The organism is Mesorhizobium sp. M0587 (assembly GCF_040320945.1).
Taxonomy (GTDB): domain Bacteria; phylum Pseudomonadota; class Alphaproteobacteria; order Rhizobiales; family Rhizobiaceae; genus Mesorhizobium.
In genome coordinates this window covers 38,994-55,240 of record NZ_JAMYQP010000028.1, presented here as the reverse complement: position 1 = coordinate 55,240, position 16,247 = coordinate 38,994, and the positions used below count along the sequence as shown (strand labels likewise).

Sequence of the window (16,247 nt, the reverse complement as noted above, 5' to 3'; positions counted from 1 at the left end):
TGATGCGTGTCGCGAGCTGCATTTCGATATCGGCGTAGCTGAGCGACGTCGCACCGTGCGGTGACATAACCGATCGACGGCCGCTTCCCAGTCTTGCGCGCAGGTAGTCGAGCAGCTTCGCCGATGCCAGGGGGCGGACAAAACTCTCATCAATTCCTGACTTCAGCAGCGCGATATGCTGATCCTCGGCGCCGGGCGCGATTGGCGCGACGACGGGGAGGGGGCTTGTTCGAGCATCCTTCCTGAGGCGACTGCAAATGTCTGCCGCCCCTCATCGGGAAATGTCGCGACCACGGTCCTGCCGGGGTGCTTGCGCGCCCACCATTCAGCAACCCGATAAGCAGCGCCGCTGGTCGGCCCCATAAAAAGCCCATGCCTACGATGAAGATCATGCGTGGCATGAAATGCCTCTGCCGAGGTGAGCCAATGAACTTCATCAAACTGGCTGTGGTCGACATTGCTTGGGACAATGTTGCCACCAAGCCCGCTGAGGTTGAGCTTGCCGCTCGGCTGGCCGAACAAGACACTGTTCGGCGTATCGACGCCGATTGCGTGGAGATCGGGAAACGGAGTGCGCAGATATCGGGACGTCCCGCTCATGGAACCGCCCGACCCGACGGGGCCAACAGGCAGTCCACCCTGCCGAGCCTGTCCAAAAATCGTTCAGCCACCTTGCCGTAAGACAGCGGATTGTCGCGATTGTCGTATTGCGACGGCCAATAGCTGTCGGAAATCTCTTGCAAATACGTCTGAAGGCGATTGAGGCGCGCTTGCTGGAGACCTCCTGAGGGCGCGGGACGATCGACGATCACCACCTCAGTGCCGAGTTCGATGAGGCGTCGATGAAGATGGCGATCGAGCGCCCAGTCGCTGACGAGAATTAATCCGTAGCCGTGCTGGACAGCCAGCATCGCCAGCGCAAGGCCAAAGGTTCCTGACGAGGATTCGCAGATTGTCGCTCCTGGTCGCAACTGCCCCTGTTCGGCAGCGCGTTCGAGCATGAACCGAGCTGGCAGGAGCTTCATCAGAAAAAAGCTGGCGCCGTACAGATCTCCAGCCAAGGGAACAAGGCGCGGGCCTTCGAACTCTTCCAGTTGACGCATCAGGGCACGGGCCGGCATGGGCTTCTCCTGAGGGCCAGGCTTTCAGTGGCGAAAGATTGCCGGCTCGAAGCCACACTCCTCCAATGCAGCTGCTGCGCGCTCGATGTTGCCAAATGCCTTTTCGTCTATCGCATCGAACATCAGCCCAACGACCGTGCCGCTATGGGCGACCTGAATGCCAATGGCGTCGAAACGAGCCCCTATGGTTTCGATTTCAGCAAGCCGCGGCTTGGGCAGAAAACGTTCGTTGATCCGCGCACTGGCCGTGGCAATCCGGCCCAACATGCGCGCGTCCGCGTTCTTGATGGCGATTCGTAAGAGGCCGCGAAGGGGGCGAAAGGTCTCTATTTCCAGCTGGTCATAATGCGCGGGTTCCAGTTCAAGCGTATCGACGGTTACGCCAGGGGTTGTATCGATGCTGATGAAGTCGATCGGCGGCAATGGCCTGCGGAAGGACTCCATGACGACACCGTCACGGTGCGCAAACAGGACCGCCTGCTGCCTAAACAGGGTGGAGTCACAAGCAGTTTCCGCGCTTCGGTCCGAATGGACAACCTCCCGAAAGCTCACAGCTAGGACATCGGCCGTGGACGATCCCATGCCGCGGCTTAGGGAATATTGCCGTCTATCGCGAGACTGCCGCCCCTGCCTGGGCTACCGAATGCATTGATAGTCAACTCGGCCGCGCGTCTGGCCTTCTCCCGCGAGACCAGCGTGACATTTACCTCATCGTTATCGTTCGCGGTGAACGTTGCTTTGGATCTCAGCTGACGACAAGGCAACGAGACCAGCGCACGCCGCAATTGGGCGCCATCGTCCTCAAACAGGCCTTGCAGCAACTCCCCGTGATGGCCGATGGCTTCCGCGTATCCCGACCCAACAGGCATAGGCACTCCTCTGCGCCGATTTACTTCGGCCCTTACGAATAGAAGAATACATTCGCAGGTCACGCCACTACAGGTCGGAATAAAGTGAACAATTCTTGATATCGTAAGCGTCACGAATGAAATATGCTCTAGCATTCGCGCTCGCATCTATTGCAAATGCAAAACTCAAAGAAATTGGCCGGCCATGCGACGGAACGATCAGGGCGGTTTCTGCTCTAGTGCATACCCGGCAAGCCTGACGGTGCGAATAGCAGCACCATGAGAGGAATGCTTGAAGACCTTTCGCAACTGGCTGATGTGCACGTCGACCATACGGGCGCCGACACCAGCACTATTTGGCCAAGCCACTCCAATCAACTCGTCACGGCTGAGCACCTTTTCGGGGTGCTCCAACAAATGGCGCAGCAACTTGAACTCGATTGGCCCGAGCAGAACCTCCTTGCCGGCGCACCGAACACGATGCGTCTCGATTTGCATTTCGACATCGCTGTATTTCAGCGATTTTCCACTCGCGGGCCGATGTCCCGACCTCTGACCGATGTCCAGCCTAGAGCGGAGATAGTCAAGCAGCATGGCCGGCGCAAATGGCCTGACAAAACCTTCATCCATGCCGGACTGCAAAAGCTGAATGTGCTGGATCTCCGCGCCAGGGGAAATTAGTGCGACGCAAGGAAGGGCGCCCGTGCGGGCGTCCTGCTTTAGTCTGGCCCTTCCGACCGCCAGATGATTGTCGGACCAGCACCACAACTGGACCGGCCTCTCCACGGCAAGTTCCAGCACTTCGTCGATGCAGCTCGCCAGCACGCTTGTGAAACCGTCAGCCTCCAGGACGTGGCTGAAGAGCAGATAGAATTCCGCATCCCGCGAGCAAATTGCGACTAGTGGATTCATATGCGCGGCAAACTCATTCGGCCCGGAAGGCTGACACGAGGTCCGCCTCAAAGTTCGCCACAGGCAACAGACTAGTTTCAGCCACCGACCTTCTTGGCCATCGTGCAGACTGGTATTTCGCGTCGGGCCACGCCGGACAAACGATCATGAGTGCGATGGAGGCTCACGCCAGGCATGGCCGAAACGGAAGACCGAACCCGATGGCCGGCCAAGTCCGGGGTGCGTTCTCGCCCATGGAGGAAGCGCCCGTCGGAGGCGCTCAAGGAGAGATAATCGCTGGCGCGAGAGGCATATATCACTTGGAACGAAACCCTCCAGTGCAATTTCCTCCGCCGGCGGCTCCACAAACCGCTCGGACATGCCATTCCGTGCTCCCCCGCCGGTCATCGGGATTTCTGTGTGAAAAGATTCTGGAAGCATTGCTGATTGCGGCTGCGCGCCCATAGTCGGCGACATGAAGGCGGAGTATGTCGAGCTGGTGTTGCTGGAGCAGTCGCTCGCCAACAAGGACGATATGAATCGGCCGTTTTCGGATCGCGTGGGCGATGTGGCGGAAAAAACTGGCGGCTCTGTCCTGTTCGATGTCCGCGTCGATGGAGACACCCTTATCACCAGGATGGCGGCGATTGGTTATGGTGCAAACGGAACCGTAGTGATCACGATGGCTAAGAACGGGCAGCTTGCTTCGGCGCCGATGAAAGGGAATAGCGATCATCTGGTTGCGGAGCTAACCGCATGGTATTCGCTGCCGATGGCCGAGCAAATTGGTGTTAGTTTCAGCAGCACGGCCGCGATATTGCTCGCTGTATGTCGTGAATCGGGCCGTTTCGGCCGTTCAAGCTGATCTTTCAGTCCGGTAGTGGACGAAACGATGACAAATGCAAGGTAGCCCTTCGCCTACCCCTTACGTCCTTTCGTTTCCCACGGTTTCCACGACCAGGACCAGGAAGTAGTGAACTCCAATGCGACAAGTCGTGGCGTCGAGCATCAGAGGCCGTTAGCAGCCGCTGACGCACCGTCTTGCCGTTTGCACTTACGTTAGCTTTGACGCATATTGGGGCAGCCGGCGAAGTACCCGTACCGGTTAGGCTCGGCGCCAGTCCCTCCGCCCCCCTCGACGCCGGGCCGCTCGCGGGCCGGCTCCACCTTGGCTCACGCGGCTTTCGGTGCAGAGTGAGCGCCGACTTAGGGATCTCTCGCTGTGTCCTGTAGCCGGTGTTGACGAGATCGACCCGATCGTCAGCTTCTTCGATCGGCATGTCGATTGGCGGAACCCCACCTCGACAACGGGGCATGCCAGTGAGCACGTCAATGGTGTCCCAGGTTCCTTCAGGCGTTTTCTCTACGTCGTATCGCTGCGTCGTTGGGGCCGAGCCTTGAAAGCTGTGACTGTGTGTCGTCCGCTGCGGCGTTGGTTTTCTGTCAAGGTGGGTCAAGCAATGGAGCAACGTCGGGCGACGGTATTGGCACCAACGCAGATCTGGCGAGCTTGTTCACGCGCCAGAAGCTGGCCGGTCATGAAGCCGAAAGAGCTCGAACCAAGGTACAGCGTTCGATAACTCTAATGTTCCGCCTTTTTCGATTCGTTTTACTCGAATCCCGCTCCCAAATCGCGTGAGATCTCACAGCGGACAGCTCGGGTCTTTCGCACCAGTTTAAGTGCACGCGAGGCAAGGAAATAGTCGCACAAATCCAAAGGGCTAGCGCTCTCTGCGCCGGAGTTTTTTGCAGCTGCCCTTGAAAGGTCAAATACCTGGACTAGCTCGACTCAATATGCGCGAGGTTCGCAGACGATTAACTAGATCCTCCGGCCGGTCGATAGTGGGGCCTGAAACAGGCGAGCAATTCACTCTAGGCGGCGCGTGCTGGTGCGCCCTGGCTCAGCCCTAGCTGCACTGAGCGAGGATTTTGAACAGCCCTTAGGCAGGACAAAATGATCACGTCATCAACATCGCTATCGCCGCTCAGACCGGCCGCAACATCGACGTCGGCTCCCGCCGTCCCATGCCGCGATGACACACCTGAGGTGAGATGGCGGGTTGCATTGAGGCCGCATGAGGATCGCCGTTCAGTACTGGACGTCGCCGATGCGCTGGGTCTCAACCAAAGTTATGGCGTCCGCATTGCCAAAGTCGAGGAGGTTGAAGAGCATGGGCAATGAAATCGAACGTAAGCGCTTTAGCAAGCCCGTCAGAGTTCTGCTGGGCCTTGGATATCCAGCCGAGATCAGTACTGTGATGCAGGCCTACGCGCTTCTGAGCGATTGGCCGCCCTCAAGACGCGACGCTGCACACGCGATTGCGCTCGATACCTGCAAAACAGCCTTTGCTGCCGCGGGCAGTTCCGAGGCTGCCCGTCGCATGTTTGTCGCCTTTGCTCGAAAGAACGACCTGCTCGCGCCCGAGTCGCCGCCGTGGTCGGCAGATGACGCGATTTTGAATGTCCACCTAGCTGAACAGACGAAGGATTAGGTGCGTTGACTCAGCTGAATGCCTAGCGAAGGAGGTAACGCAGCCGATTCGTTCGAGGATGAGTTTGTTTTCCAAGATGTCTCTCAGTCAAGATGTCCGAAAATGAAAATAGCCCAGATCGCTCCGCTCATGGAATCCGTACCCCCGAAGTTCTATGGCGGGACAGAACGAATTGTTTCATATCTGACGGAAGAACTGGTTCGGCAAGGCCATGACGTGACCTTGTTCGCCAGCGGCGATTCACGCACGGCGGCCGAATTGGTGCCGTGTTGCGACGTTGCATTGCGCCTCAACCCCAACGTCCAGAGCGATATTCCTTACCACGTCATGATGCTAGAACGCGTGCGCAGAAGGGCTAGAGAATTCGATGTGCTGCATTTCCACGTCGACGTCCTCCACTTCCCGATAATCCGGGAGTTCGTCCAGCAAACCCTGACAACGCTTCACGGCCGCCTTGATCTGCCGGACTTGGCGCAGCTCTATGCAATGTTCGACGACATTCCGCTGGTCTCGATATCCTTTGACCAACGACGACCCATGTCGCCAGTCAACTGGGTCGGAACCGTGTATCACGGCCTTCCACGGGATATCCTCCCGTACTGCCCGAAAGCCTCCGGCTATCTTGCATTCCTTGGTCGCATCTCACCGGAAAAGGGGCCCGAAACCGCCATCGAGATCGCCGCGCGCGCGCGAATGCCGCTGAAGATCGCGGCCAAAATCGACAAGGTGGATCAATCATTTTGGGCGGAGCGAGTTGAACCGATGATGCTTCGCGATCCGAACGTAGAGTTCGTTGGAGAAATCGATGAAAGGCAAAAGGCGGACTTTCTGGGCAATGCGACAGCGCTTCTGTTCCCCATAAATTGGCCGGAACCCTTCGGGCTCGTTTCCATAGAGGCGATGGCCTGTGGGACGCCCGTGATAGCCTTCAACCGCGGCGCCGTTCCAGAAGTCGTCGATGACGGTGTATCCGGATTGATCGTGGACAATCTCGACGAAGCTGTGGACGCGGTGCGGCGGGTAGGCGCAGTCGATCGTGCCAAGGTGCGGCGAACCTTTGAAGAGCGGTTTTCGGCCGAGCGCATGTGTCATGACTATTTGGCGATCTATCGGACGCTCATGGACGGCGAGAGAGAGCATTTGGCTCCCGAAAAGCTGCCGCTGAAAAACGTTGAGCTGACGCAGGCTCTAAGCCCTCAGCGGTCGCATGCTCACTGATGCAGCTCTCGCCGATTGTTGGCCAGCAAGCGAACGATGGTTGTCTGCAATCGCATGACCACAGGATTGGTGAGGAGTACAGACGCTTCTGATGCTCCGTGCCAGCGTCAGCCGAAATGGACATATGTCTCACCGGCTTGGTCTCTTCTGGACAGGAAGGCTGATATGAGTACTGAAGTCGAAGAACGCAAATTTGATCCCGCCTTGGCGCTGCCGGCACTCGATGAATCCGCACCGCGCGAGCCACATCGGCAATTTGCGCTCAAGCACGAGGACTGCTTCATCGTCGCCGACAGCTACGGCGACATACGAGGCACCGGCGACGGGCTTTTCCGCGATGACACGCGTGTGCTGTCGCGCTTCCGCATGTTAATTGGGGGCCGCATGCCTTCGTTGCTTGGCGCTTCCTTGTCGCAAGACAACATCCTGTTCACCGCTAATCTCACCAACCTGGTTGCGGTAGGACCGAGCGGCAGTGAGGCCCCCGCGAGCGCCATCCACATCGATCGGACTCGGTTCATCTGGCAAGACCGCATGTTCGAGCGCATCACTTTCACGAACTACTCCGCGCGCGAGTTGTCGTTGCCGGTCCGGCTCGACTTCGATGCCGATTTCCGAGACATGTTCGAGGTGCGAGGGACCACGCGCAGCCGTCGCGGTCGTGCCCATGAGGCGCTGGTCGGGGAGGCAAGCGTCACATTTCGATATGAGGGGCTCGATAATGTGGCACGTCAGTCGGTCATTGCATTTTCCAAGAAGCCCGATCGAGTGCATCCCAATTACGCCGAGTTCCTCATTGTCGTGCCGAGCCGTGACCGCAGGGTCCTATACCTGGAGGTTGGCCACGCCGAAGAGCTTCCATCCAGTGACCGGTTTCGTGCCGCCGCCGCGCGAGCGCGATTCGCCATGCGCTCAAAGCGCAGGCAGGGCGCCACCGTTTTCAGTTCGGGACGCGTGTTCAATGACTGGCTGACCCGCACACGTGCCGACATCGCGCTGCTGACGACGGACCTCGAGACAGGACCGTACCCGTATGCCGGCATTCCGTGGTTCTCAACGGCTTTTGGCCGTGACGGAGTCATTTCTGCCTTGCAGATGCTCTGGCTCAATCCCCAGCTTGCTCGTGGGGTTCTGGCGTTTCTCGCCCGGTACCAATCGACGGAGACCTCGATCTTCGGAGACGCGGAGCCAGGTAAGATCATGCACGAAACGCGCAAGGGCGAGATGGCCGTGCTTCGCGAGCTGCCGTTCGGCCGCTATTATGGTGGCGTCGACACCACCCCACTGTATGTCTATCTGGCTGCATCCTACGCTGACAGAACCGGAGACGAGGACTTCGTCGATCGCATTTGGGATTCACTGGGTGCTGCCACGGCGTGGATGCAAGAGGTCGGAGCTCGCAACGGGGAGGGGTTCGTAACCTACAACAGGGCAGCGGACACCGGCCTCTTCAACCAGGGCTGGAAGGACAGCGCTGATGCGATCTTCCATGTCGACGGCACTATTCCCAAGGGGCCAATAGCTTTGGTTGAGGTGCAAGGTTACGTCTTCGCGGCATACCAGGGCATGGCTGCATTGGCAGCCAAACGTGGCGACGATGCCAAGGCAGCGCATTGGACGGAGCTGGCGGAGAGAACCCGCGAGGCAGTGGAGACGCATTTCTGGATGCCGGAGCGCGACTTTTATGCCTTGGCGATAGACGGAGAGGGCAGACAATGCGCGGTTCGCGCGTCCAATGCCGGTCATCTGCTTTATGTCGGACTGCCGTCAGCGGAAAGAGCGCAGGCGGTGGCGACGCAGCTGCTGTCGGGCCATTTTCACAGCGGTTGGGGCGTTCGCACGCTGGCCGACGACGAGATCCCATTCAACCCGATGTCATACCACAACGGCTCGATATGGCCGCACGACACAGCGATTTGCGCCTCTGGCCTTGCCCGCTACCAGGAGCGCGACAGCGTGGTGAAGCTGATGAGCGGCATGTTCGAGGCGGCGGTCCGCTTCAACATGCGGCTGCCAGAGCTATTTTGCGGCTTCACCCGTGCCGCAAGCGATGCGCCAGTGGCCTATCCTGTCGCCTGCCTGCCTCAGGCGTGGTCGGCTGGCGCTGCATTTATGATGCTGCAGGCCTGCCTTGGCATCCGTATCGACGGCTGGAAGCGCGAAATCAGCGTCGAATCCCCGCGGCTGCCCATAGGCATCGACAACATCGTGATCCGACATTTGGCTGTCGGCGAAGCGAGAGTCGACCTGACTTTCCAGCGCATCGGCGACCGCATTGTCTGCTATCTCGACCAGCACCATGAGGGTCTCGTGCCGCTGGTCGTGCGGTCTTAGCCGGCGTTGCCGATAAATTCCGCTTAGCCGTTCTGGCTGGGGTGGCCAACTGCAACTGGCGCGGCCGCGATCCCATGTGCGTCCGCAATGTCGGACGAACTTCGCGGGCGGGATGGAGGAAATTCGCCTCGGCCGCGGCAGTGAAGAGGCAGCCGTAGGAGCGCCGACAGTGTCCCGGCATGCGTGGTCGATCAGCACCTCGACCGTGTCATCCGGGTGCGCGGCGGTGAAGGCGGGCAGCGCTTTAACAGAGGCTGTGTGCGCGCGGATTCCCTGGGTGAACCTGCTCAGCTCTATCGCGGTCGAGAGGTCTTTTGCGATAAGAAACCTCCGGAAGCGGCCCGCCGCTACCGGTTGCCGGGCAGTGTCGCAAGCGCGGCGCTCAGTGCGTCGATAAGCGAGCGGACACGTTTGATGCGGGGGCGGGGGTGCCGCTGATTTCGCCATGTTCTCACCATCTCGCCAAGAGCGGTGGCGTGTGGCTCGAGCCGGCCTGGCTCGAGGGCCGGAGGTGATCACCGTGTTCGACGACCGGACAGACGCGAAGCCCAACCACTTTATGTGGCCCGAGTGATGTGAAGGCCGGATCAGCTTCTCGCGACTATCGCCATGTCCCCTATGTTGCCGACGATGCGGAGCTGGTGCTGGCGCTGGACGCCAGATACCACGGTGACGGCACTATGCCGACCGAACGGCGCTAATTGAGAGGCGCCGAGATTCTGGCCGGCTGGCTGGTGACGAGTCGACACCGCGGCGGCTGCGGCGGCACGAATGCTGACGGCCGGCTTCCGCGCTCATTTGCTTTATCGTTGGTTCCTGGCGTTTTCAATGCCCACGAAGTTGTAGCTACAGCATCACGAGGCCGCTAGCAGCCGCTGACGTTCCGTCTTGCTATTTGCACTTACATTAGCTTTGGCGCACATTAAGATAGCCGGAGAAGTGACCCGTACCGGTTAGGCTCGACGCCAGCCCCAGACACCCTCGACGCCGGGCCGCACGGGTTCGGTTTCATCCGGCTTCGCGCAGCCTCCGTTCCGTAATCGCCGACTAGGAGTTTCTCCGCTGTCTCCAGTCGCGGTAGTTCAGAAGCTCTAGAAGGTCGTCGGCTTCTTCGATTGGCATGTCGATCAATGGAACGCCTACCTCGACAACGGGCATGCCGGTGAAAACGTCGATGACGTCCCACGATCCTTCAGGCGTTTTCTCTAAGTCGTATCGCTGCGTCATCGCGGGCCTTCAATGGTATGAGTGTGTATCGTTTGCCCCGAGCATCGGATCTTCTATGAAGCTCGCTAGGTAATGGGCCAACGTCGGGCGGCAGCTTTGGCACCGGCTGTGGATTCAGGAACTTGCTCGGGCGAAGTTCTGTCATTTTCGCGGGTCGGCTGCTTACACCTCGAACACATCCCGGCCAGAATCGTTCCAAGATGCGGAAACAGATCGATGAGGGTCAGTTATGTTGTGTGGGCTGCTGAAGATGCGACAGGCCATGAAAGCTGGCTTGCAAGAGTATGCGCATGGATGGCTCAAATTTCGTCGGGCGACGGAATGTCCCGGTCCTTCATGAATTTCCCGTACATCTTCCAGAAGGTTCGGGCATTCGCGTTTGGTATGCCGCGAGTCATGGCGTAGAGACTAGGCAAAGAAACCAAGTCATACCGTGAGGTGCTGGAGCTCGATTCCTAGCTAATCCTCCAATCGGTAGGAGACCACCCGAGCTGCTCGTAGCGGAGACCTGCCGCAGATCGCGGCGATCAACTGACTGGCCGCAAACTGGACAGGCGTAAAAATGCTCCTGCACAGGCACTGGCTTGCCGCGATTCCGACGCGCTCGTGATCGGCGGCGCTGGATCCGAAAACCATGTCACCGGTTGCCGAGCGTCTTGGCTTCGCGCTCCAGCGTCTCACGGTTGTTTCCATGTTTTGCAATGAGATCGCGAACCTGCGGTATCGAGAGGCCAAACTTGCTGGCGAGATATCCGACCTCATATTCCTCATCCCCAGACACGCGGTCGCGATCGCGAAAGTCGCGCTTGGTCTTATCGTCGGTCATGATGGTTCCTCCTGTCTAAGACAACAACAATCCAGACGGAAGGTTCCGGAAGGCTATTTAGCGATAGCTAATGGCACAGGACCGGTTCTGCGATATCTGAATCGAATTCGTTGAGTGAGGTTTCGATGCGTAAGGGTCCCGGCGATGGTCGGTTGTCGTTCATTGCTCCCTCGAAGCAGCTCGACAGCCCCTACCGCAGCGGCTCGACCATGAACTGGCGGAAGTTGAAGTGCTATCAAGAGAGGGAATTGGAGAATATCGGTATGAATGGCGAGGCCGGAAAGCCGGCGAGGCGGGTTTCGCTGACAAGGGCCGCTATAAGGGCGGTATCTTCGTGACCTTCGAAGCCGACAAGCGCTATGGGAGCGCATGCCACGGCCAGTGCTCATCCGCCAAAGGATCCGTCGAAGAAACGGCCAAATGGCTTAAACCAGGCCTGCTTGGTCGAGTTAAGCTTCTGAACGGTGAAGAGAAATTGCGCCATTCCCCACTGGAGGGCTTCCGAGAGGAGAATTGGTCTCTAGGGAGAAACCGACGGAACACAAATACCGGTCCGACGTTGTGCTGAGGTTAATAGGAGACACGGCATGGTTGCCCCGCGCGCAGTCTGGAAGGGCTTTCTAAAGGTGGGGTCGGTGTCATGCGGCGTGAAGCTTGTGGGCGCGACCAGCGAGGCCTCAAAGATCCACTTCAAGATTTTAAACCGCAAGGACGGGCTGCCCGTCCAAAGCGCCTATGTGGACGAAGAGACCGGCGACATTGTCGATAGCGAAGACCAGGTGAAAGGCTATGAGACTGACAAGGACGACTTCATCAAGGTCGAGCCTGACGAAATCAAGAAGCTCAAGTTGACATCGGCGCATACGCTTGAGGTGGACGAATTCGTCGCCGTCGACGACATCGACACGCGCTACCTGGAAAAGCCCTATTACCTGATCCCCGCCGACGGCGCCTCGGTCGAGGCTTTCTCCGTATTGCGGGAGGCGATGGCAAAGAAGCGCGTGGCGGCGCGGTCCTGCGTGGTGCTTTACCAGCGCGGGCGCGAAGTTCTGATACAGCCCTATGGCAAGGGAATGCTGCTTACCGAGTTGCGGACCCACGACGAAATGATCTCGGAAGAGACCGTGTTCGGGAGCTTGAAAAGCCCTGAATACGATCAGGACCTGCTCGAAATTGCGGGGTTGCTGATCGACAAGAAGGTGACCACGTTCGATCCATCGAAATTTGAGGACACCTATGAAGATGCACTCATCGCGATGATCGACGCGAAGCGCAAGGGCAAGAAGCTGCCAAAACCCGCACCCGAGCCTAAGGAGAACGTTGTCGACCTGGCGTCGGTCCTTCGCAAGAGCCTCGCCAAGGAAGGTATCAAGGACCGCCCCAAAGCCGAGACCGGACGCAAATCAGCGTAATCGCGCATCCGGACGCTGGTGCTGTTCACCAGGCTGTCAGTTGCCCTATTGTTGCACGCCGCGCGCAGGCTTCCATGTGCAACGCTACGAGCAGCATGTCGCATGGGCCGAATATTGCCGGATCATGGCATCACTGGCGCTCAAGATCCCGTCCCACCAGACCGAACTCGATCTGCCTCAGGCCGAGGACCCGCATCAACGACCCGGCGCCAATAATGTGCGCCGCCCGCAAGCGTTATCCAAAGCTCGGGCTGATCGCGATACCATACGCCAGGATCTGAGCGGCCATTTGGCCTTGCAAGGCTGCTGGCCGCGATCGACGCCGGTGTTCTTCACATGCATTCCTAACTCGGAAGGCCGGCAGCGCGAGCGCGAGCGCATCTGGAAGCCAACTTGTGGCGCTGAAAGAAAAAGGCCATGACGCCCCCCCAATTCAGCCCAACGCGGTCTGCCAAACTTGTCGGACAGACCAGTAGTCGACGTCTCAGCCTACCGATCCTTCTCCAAGCCGTAGCGTTCCTGGATTGCCTTCGAGCTGGCCGCGATTGCCGGCGACGCGGTTAAGACCCTTATCAGGTGAGCTTGCGCCACAGTTCGCTGACCACCTTTGACCTGCTTCCAATTTCGGTCGACGCGGCCCGGTCCATGGTGGCGACGCCATCGTTTCACCCATGGAAAAACGTGTAAGTTCCACTGCAATCCCGAAGAAGCGACAACAACGATTGGAAGCCGATTGTCAATTCGACCAAACAGCCTTGGCGGAACATTAGCAGTCTCTAAAAGTTGACGCATGCAGCAGGTAAATGCCCTCCATCGCCTGCTGAAGATTGGGGCGACAACCCTGATCGGCCCGCGCTCTCCGCCAGAGGCGCGGGCTTTATAAGTGGCAAAGCGAGCGATGACCGACGAGCCCGTAACAACTGACGTCGTCAGCGTGTTCGAGAAGCCGCGTTGGCCCACAGTGCTGAGCACCAAGGCCAAAGCCAAGGCGCTATCGATGGGGAAGGGCTTTAACGACAAGGTACGCATCGAGGACATCACACCGAAGGCGAAGCGCTGATCGCCTTTCCTGACTTCTGATTTTGGCCACCTAGTTGCGCCCGGCTACGGGAAGACCATTGTGGTTCGTCAGGCACCGCTCCGCAGCGACAGTGCGGCGTCTCGACCTACACTTAGGTTCGGCCAGGATTCGATTTCCTGGAAATGCGCAATTCCCCGCATCGTGCAATCGGCAACGGAGTCGTCCTGTCCGCCTGAGCACCGGGTGGGCACAGCAAAACCCGTTGCAGCACGTATTTTGAAGTTCACTGCCGGCGCAATGTCAGTGACAGTGATACACGCCGGTCTTCTGGTTCATATGGCACCCGTTGCTGGCCGTGCCGCCGCCATGCGCAAAGGCGTTGGCCGCAACACACATCCTCCAAGGTCGCCAAAGCGACCGAGTTTGGCGACCAAGTGGAAACGTCTAGGGTCTCGGAACCACCCCGATTTCATCGGCAGGGGGAACCTTCCCGCAGGGCCGGCCTTATTACTCAGGAACGACAGACGAGGCGACGATGGAACTTCTGCAAACCGAAATTCGCGCTGAAGGGCAGACCGTCAAGGTGGAGTTTCTTGGCGAAGGCGGCGAGAAAATTGCCGTGACCATGGCAGACCCGGGGCTGGACACAGTGCAAGAAAAATCGGCACTGATCGATCGGGCCAAACAGATGATGGTCCAGGTCGTGGCGTTCGAGGCCGCGGAGACCGAGTACGACCAGAAACCAGCGGGGATATCGACACAACCATTGTGACCGGCAGGTCTAAATGGCCCGATTTGGGCCGTCTGCGTTCCAATAGCGCGAAGGGGCGTAAGATCCGGCGCAGGCGGCCGGGCGAACGGCGCGAAAGGAGGGTAGGGCGCCTCTGTGAAGGATCAGGCGAATGTATCCTTTTTTTCCAATCCACGCTTTGGCGGCTGCCAGGGGAGACGGCCTTCGTCCCGAGTTAATCCGCATGTTCACGGCTCGCGCCGCGGTCTCGTCGCCAACGATCGTGCAACTTGGCGAGCGTTCGGATGGCTTTGAACAGGCGGGGCCGAACCCGGTTGGGGATAGCGAGGCCAGCCTTCCGGACGGCGTTTTGCAATTTCCTGCCAGGGCTGCGAAATCCATACGCGTTTGATGGACCCGTCGGGAACAAAGCTGGGGCTGCGCGCTTATGGTTCGGCTTGGCTGCCCATTCGATCTATTTGCACTTCCGCCGATCTCGTTCGCGTCTTGCCGGCCTGCTTCGTCGTCGACCGTGAACTATCCGCAAGCCGTTGATCTAGCATGTTGATTGAGGCGGATAGTGGCTTTTGGATTGCAGGATTAGCGGTTTATGGGGGCTGTTTTCCTGCAATTCGTTTTGCGATTCCCTTGTGCTGCGGAGCGTGATTCACTTGGTTCGGCGGCGGCGAATCGAGGGGACGGCGAATGTCCAGGCCACGCGAGAAGCGCGAGACGGGAAAGCAGGATCTGTTCCGCTCCAGGCTCGATCAGATCATCAATATGAAGCACGAGCTGGTGCGGCTGGCGCTGGCGATCGACTGGCCGGTGCTGGAGGAGCGTTTCGGCGCCGTCTATTCGGACGGCCCCGGCATGCCGCCGCTGCCGACCCGGCTGATGGCGGGGCTGGCCATCCTCAAGCACACTTTCAACCTGTCGGATGAGGTGCTGTGCGAGCGCTGGGTGGAGAACCCCTACTTCCAGTATCTTTGCGGCGAGGAATTCTTCTGCCACGCGCTGCCGTTCGATCGCTCGTCGATGACGCGCTGGCGCAGCCGCATGGGCGAGGAGCGGATCGCGGCGCTCTTGCAGGAAAGCCTCAGCCTCGCGGTCAAGACCGGGGCGATGAAGCCGTCCGACACGCGCCAGGTGATCGTCGACACCACCGTGCAGCCGAAGAACGTGATGTTCCCGACCGACGCCAAGCTCATCCACCGGGCGCGCGAGCGGCTGGTGCGGCTGGCCAAGAGGACGGGGCTCAATTTGCGCCAGACCTATGTACGGGTCGGCAAGCTGGCGCTGATCAAGCACCAGCGCTATGCCCACGCCAAGCAGTTCAAGCGGGCCAACAAGGCGCTGCGCAGGCTTAAGACCTACCTCGGCCGGACCATCCGCGACATCGGTCGCCAGGTCGCCGGCGATGCGAGGCTGGACGCGCTCTTCAAATGGCCGCTCTACCAAGCCGCCACCGTTCTCGAGCAGCGTCAGCGTCAGCGCGGCCGCAAGATCTACAGCCTGCACGCGCACGAGGTGGAATGCATCGGCAAGGGCAAGGCGCACATGCCCTACGAGTTCGGAGTGAAGGTGTCGGTGGCCACCACGCTGAAGCGCTCCAAGGGTGGCCAGTTCGCCCTGCATGCAAAAGCGCTGCCCGGCAATCCCTATGACGGCCACACGCTGGCAAGCGTCATCCCCGATATGGAAGAGACCATCGGCAACCAGATCGGCCGCATCCTCGCCGACGCCGGCTATCGCGGCCACAACGCACCCCAGAGCCACAAGTTCAGGGTCTTCACCAGCGGCCAGAAACGCCGCGTCACCCCGGCAATCAAACGCCAGATGCGGCGGCGGTCGGCGGTCGAACCGGTGATCGGCCACATCAAGGCCGAGCATCGCATGGGCCGCAACTACCTCGCCGGCCAGCAGGGCGACGCCGTCAACGCCATCCTGGCCGCCGCCGGCTACAACTTCTCCCTCCTGCTCAGGTGGCTGAAGGGTTTTTTGTCCCTCTTGATCGCTCTCTTCCAACTCCGGCCCAAGCCGGTCGCCGCTTAGCGGCCGCATTGTTCACGGTCGACTTCGTCGTGTTCTTCCTTGCGGCAATCATCGGCAATGATCCGGGACGGGGTC

The 16,247-nt window shown here is 59.3% G+C and carries 16 protein-coding genes and 1 pseudogene; 10 read left to right on the top strand and 7 right to left on the bottom strand.

Features of this window, described 5'->3' with window-relative positions:
- Positions 1 to 162: 162 nt before the first annotated feature.
- The 4 genes and pseudogenes from NKI49_RS22930 to NKI49_RS22915 form a co-directional block, all read right to left on the bottom strand.
- Positions 163 to 1,001, bottom strand: a pseudogene (locus NKI49_RS22930) (pyridoxal-phosphate dependent enzyme).
- Positions 1,002 to 1,145: 144 nt separating this feature from the next.
- Complete coding sequence (locus tag NKI49_RS22925) at positions 1,146 to 1,565, bottom strand: hypothetical protein (RefSeq protein WP_352606171.1); 420 nt, start codon at positions 1,563 to 1,565, stop codon at positions 1,146 to 1,148.
- Between the two features lie 146 nt (positions 1,566 to 1,711).
- Positions 1,712 to 1,990: a hypothetical protein gene (locus tag NKI49_RS22920; protein ID WP_352606169.1), complete on the bottom strand. Its 279-nt coding sequence runs from the start codon at positions 1,988 to 1,990 to the stop codon at positions 1,712 to 1,714.
- Between the two features lie 198 nt (positions 1,991 to 2,188).
- Positions 2,189 to 2,881: a winged helix-turn-helix domain-containing protein gene (locus tag NKI49_RS22915; protein ID WP_352606167.1), complete on the bottom strand. Its 693-nt coding sequence runs from the start codon at positions 2,879 to 2,881 to the stop codon at positions 2,189 to 2,191.
- Positions 2,882 to 3,335: 454 nt separating this feature from the next.
- Between NKI49_RS22915 and NKI49_RS22910 the strand changes: the two genes are divergently transcribed.
- The 5 genes from NKI49_RS22910 to NKI49_RS22890 all read left to right on the top strand — a co-directional run bounded on the left by NKI49_RS22910 (position 3,336) and on the right by NKI49_RS22890 (position 9,605).
- Positions 3,336 to 3,725 carry a hypothetical protein gene (locus NKI49_RS22910; RefSeq protein ID WP_352606165.1) on the top strand — a complete coding sequence of 130 codons (390 nt, stop codon included), beginning with the start codon at positions 3,336 to 3,338 and terminating at the stop codon, positions 3,723 to 3,725.
- 1,306 nt (positions 3,726 to 5,031) lie between these two features.
- The gene (locus NKI49_RS22905; RefSeq protein ID WP_352606163.1) at positions 5,032 to 5,352 is read left to right on the top strand and encodes a DUF982 domain-containing protein; all 321 of its coding nucleotides are present in this window, start codon (positions 5,032 to 5,034) and stop codon (positions 5,350 to 5,352) included.
- A 102-nt stretch (positions 5,353 to 5,454) separates the two neighbouring features.
- Entirely contained in the window at positions 5,455 to 6,570 is a 1,116-nt protein-coding gene (locus tag NKI49_RS22900; protein ID WP_352606161.1) for a glycosyltransferase family 4 protein, read from the top strand.
- A 165-nt stretch (positions 6,571 to 6,735) separates the two neighbouring features.
- Positions 6,736 to 8,904 (top strand): amylo-alpha-1,6-glucosidase, encoded by a 2,169-nt coding sequence (locus NKI49_RS22895; RefSeq protein ID WP_352606225.1) that lies wholly within the window; start codon positions 6,736 to 6,738, stop codon positions 8,902 to 8,904.
- A 575-nt stretch (positions 8,905 to 9,479) separates the two neighbouring features.
- Positions 9,480 to 9,605 (top strand): hypothetical protein, encoded by a 126-nt coding sequence (locus NKI49_RS22890; RefSeq protein ID WP_352606159.1) that lies wholly within the window; start codon positions 9,480 to 9,482, stop codon positions 9,603 to 9,605.
- A gap of 346 nt (positions 9,606 to 9,951) precedes the next feature.
- Here the strand turns inward: NKI49_RS22890 and NKI49_RS22885 are convergent, their stop codons facing one another.
- Positions 9,952 to 10,131, bottom strand: coding sequence for a hypothetical protein (locus NKI49_RS22885; RefSeq protein ID WP_081689552.1), 180 nt, complete (start codon positions 10,129 to 10,131; stop codon positions 9,952 to 9,954).
- A gap of 637 nt (positions 10,132 to 10,768) precedes the next feature.
- On the bottom strand, positions 10,769 to 10,957 hold the full coding sequence (locus NKI49_RS22880; protein WP_352606157.1) for a DUF3606 domain-containing protein: 189 nt from the start codon (positions 10,955 to 10,957) through the stop codon (positions 10,769 to 10,771).
- Between the two features lie 587 nt (positions 10,958 to 11,544).
- Between NKI49_RS22880 and ku the strand changes: the two genes are divergently transcribed.
- From ku to NKI49_RS22865, 3 genes are all read left to right on the top strand, one after another.
- Entirely contained in the window at positions 11,545 to 12,369 is an 825-nt protein-coding gene (ku, locus tag NKI49_RS22875; RefSeq protein ID WP_352606155.1) for a non-homologous end joining protein Ku, read from the top strand.
- A 76-nt stretch (positions 12,370 to 12,445) separates the two neighbouring features.
- The gene (locus tag NKI49_RS22870) at positions 12,446 to 12,790 is read left to right on the top strand and encodes a hypothetical protein (protein ID WP_352606153.1); all 345 of its coding nucleotides are present in this window, start codon (positions 12,446 to 12,448) and stop codon (positions 12,788 to 12,790) included.
- 477 nt (positions 12,791 to 13,267) lie between these two features.
- Complete coding sequence (locus NKI49_RS22865) at positions 13,268 to 13,429, top strand: hypothetical protein (RefSeq protein WP_352606151.1); 162 nt, start codon at positions 13,268 to 13,270, stop codon at positions 13,427 to 13,429.
- 261 nt (positions 13,430 to 13,690) lie between these two features.
- Here NKI49_RS22865 and NKI49_RS22860 read toward each other — a convergent pair whose 3' ends face one another.
- Entirely contained in the window at positions 13,691 to 13,786 is a 96-nt protein-coding gene (locus tag NKI49_RS22860) for a YHYH domain-containing protein (RefSeq protein WP_352606149.1), read from the bottom strand.
- 139 nt (positions 13,787 to 13,925) lie between these two features.
- Here NKI49_RS22860 and NKI49_RS22855 point away from each other — a divergent pair, with 139 nt between their 5' ends.
- Positions 13,926 to 14,162: a hypothetical protein gene (locus tag NKI49_RS22855; protein ID WP_352606147.1), complete on the top strand. Its 237-nt coding sequence runs from the start codon at positions 13,926 to 13,928 to the stop codon at positions 14,160 to 14,162.
- Between the two features lie 663 nt (positions 14,163 to 14,825).
- The gene (locus NKI49_RS22850) at positions 14,826 to 16,172 is read left to right on the top strand and encodes an IS5 family transposase (protein WP_352695776.1); all 1,347 of its coding nucleotides are present in this window, start codon (positions 14,826 to 14,828) and stop codon (positions 16,170 to 16,172) included.
- The last annotated feature ends 75 nt before the right edge of the window (positions 16,173 to 16,247 follow it).

Coding starts and splice junctions, on each gene's coding strand:
- NKI49_RS22925 (WP_352606171.1), bottom strand. CDS start 1,565: ATGGAGTCCTTCCGCAGGCCATTGCCGCCGATCGACTTCATCAGCATC.
- NKI49_RS22920 (WP_352606169.1), bottom strand. CDS start 1,990: ATGCCTGTTGGGTCGGGATACGCGGAAGCCATCGGCCATCACGGGGAG.
- NKI49_RS22915 (WP_352606167.1), bottom strand. CDS start 2,881: ATGAATCCACTAGTCGCAATTTGCTCGCGGGATGCGGAATTCTATCTG.
- NKI49_RS22910 (WP_352606165.1), top strand. CDS start 3,336: ATGAAGGCGGAGTATGTCGAGCTGGTGTTGCTGGAGCAGTCGCTCGCC.
- NKI49_RS22905 (WP_352606163.1), top strand. CDS start 5,032: ATGGGCAATGAAATCGAACGTAAGCGCTTTAGCAAGCCCGTCAGAGTT.
- NKI49_RS22900 (WP_352606161.1), top strand. CDS start 5,455: ATGAAAATAGCCCAGATCGCTCCGCTCATGGAATCCGTACCCCCGAAG.
- NKI49_RS22895 (WP_352606225.1), top strand. CDS start 6,736: ATGAGTACTGAAGTCGAAGAACGCAAATTTGATCCCGCCTTGGCGCTG.
- NKI49_RS22885 (WP_081689552.1), bottom strand. CDS start 10,131: ATGACGCAGCGATACGACTTAGAGAAAACGCCTGAAGGATCGTGGGAC.
- NKI49_RS22880 (WP_352606157.1), bottom strand. CDS start 10,957: ATGACCGACGATAAGACCAAGCGCGACTTTCGCGATCGCGACCGCGTG.
- ku (WP_352606155.1), top strand. CDS start 11,545: ATGGTTGCCCCGCGCGCAGTCTGGAAGGGCTTTCTAAAGGTGGGGTCG.
- NKI49_RS22865 (WP_352606151.1), top strand. CDS start 13,268: ATGACCGACGAGCCCGTAACAACTGACGTCGTCAGCGTGTTCGAGAAG.
- NKI49_RS22860 (WP_352606149.1), bottom strand. CDS start 13,786: ATGTGTGTTGCGGCCAACGCCTTTGCGCATGGCGGCGGCACGGCCAGC.
- NKI49_RS22855 (WP_352606147.1), top strand. CDS start 13,926: ATGGAACTTCTGCAAACCGAAATTCGCGCTGAAGGGCAGACCGTCAAG.
- NKI49_RS22850 (WP_352695776.1), top strand. CDS start 14,826: ATGTCCAGGCCACGCGAGAAGCGCGAGACGGGAAAGCAGGATCTGTTC.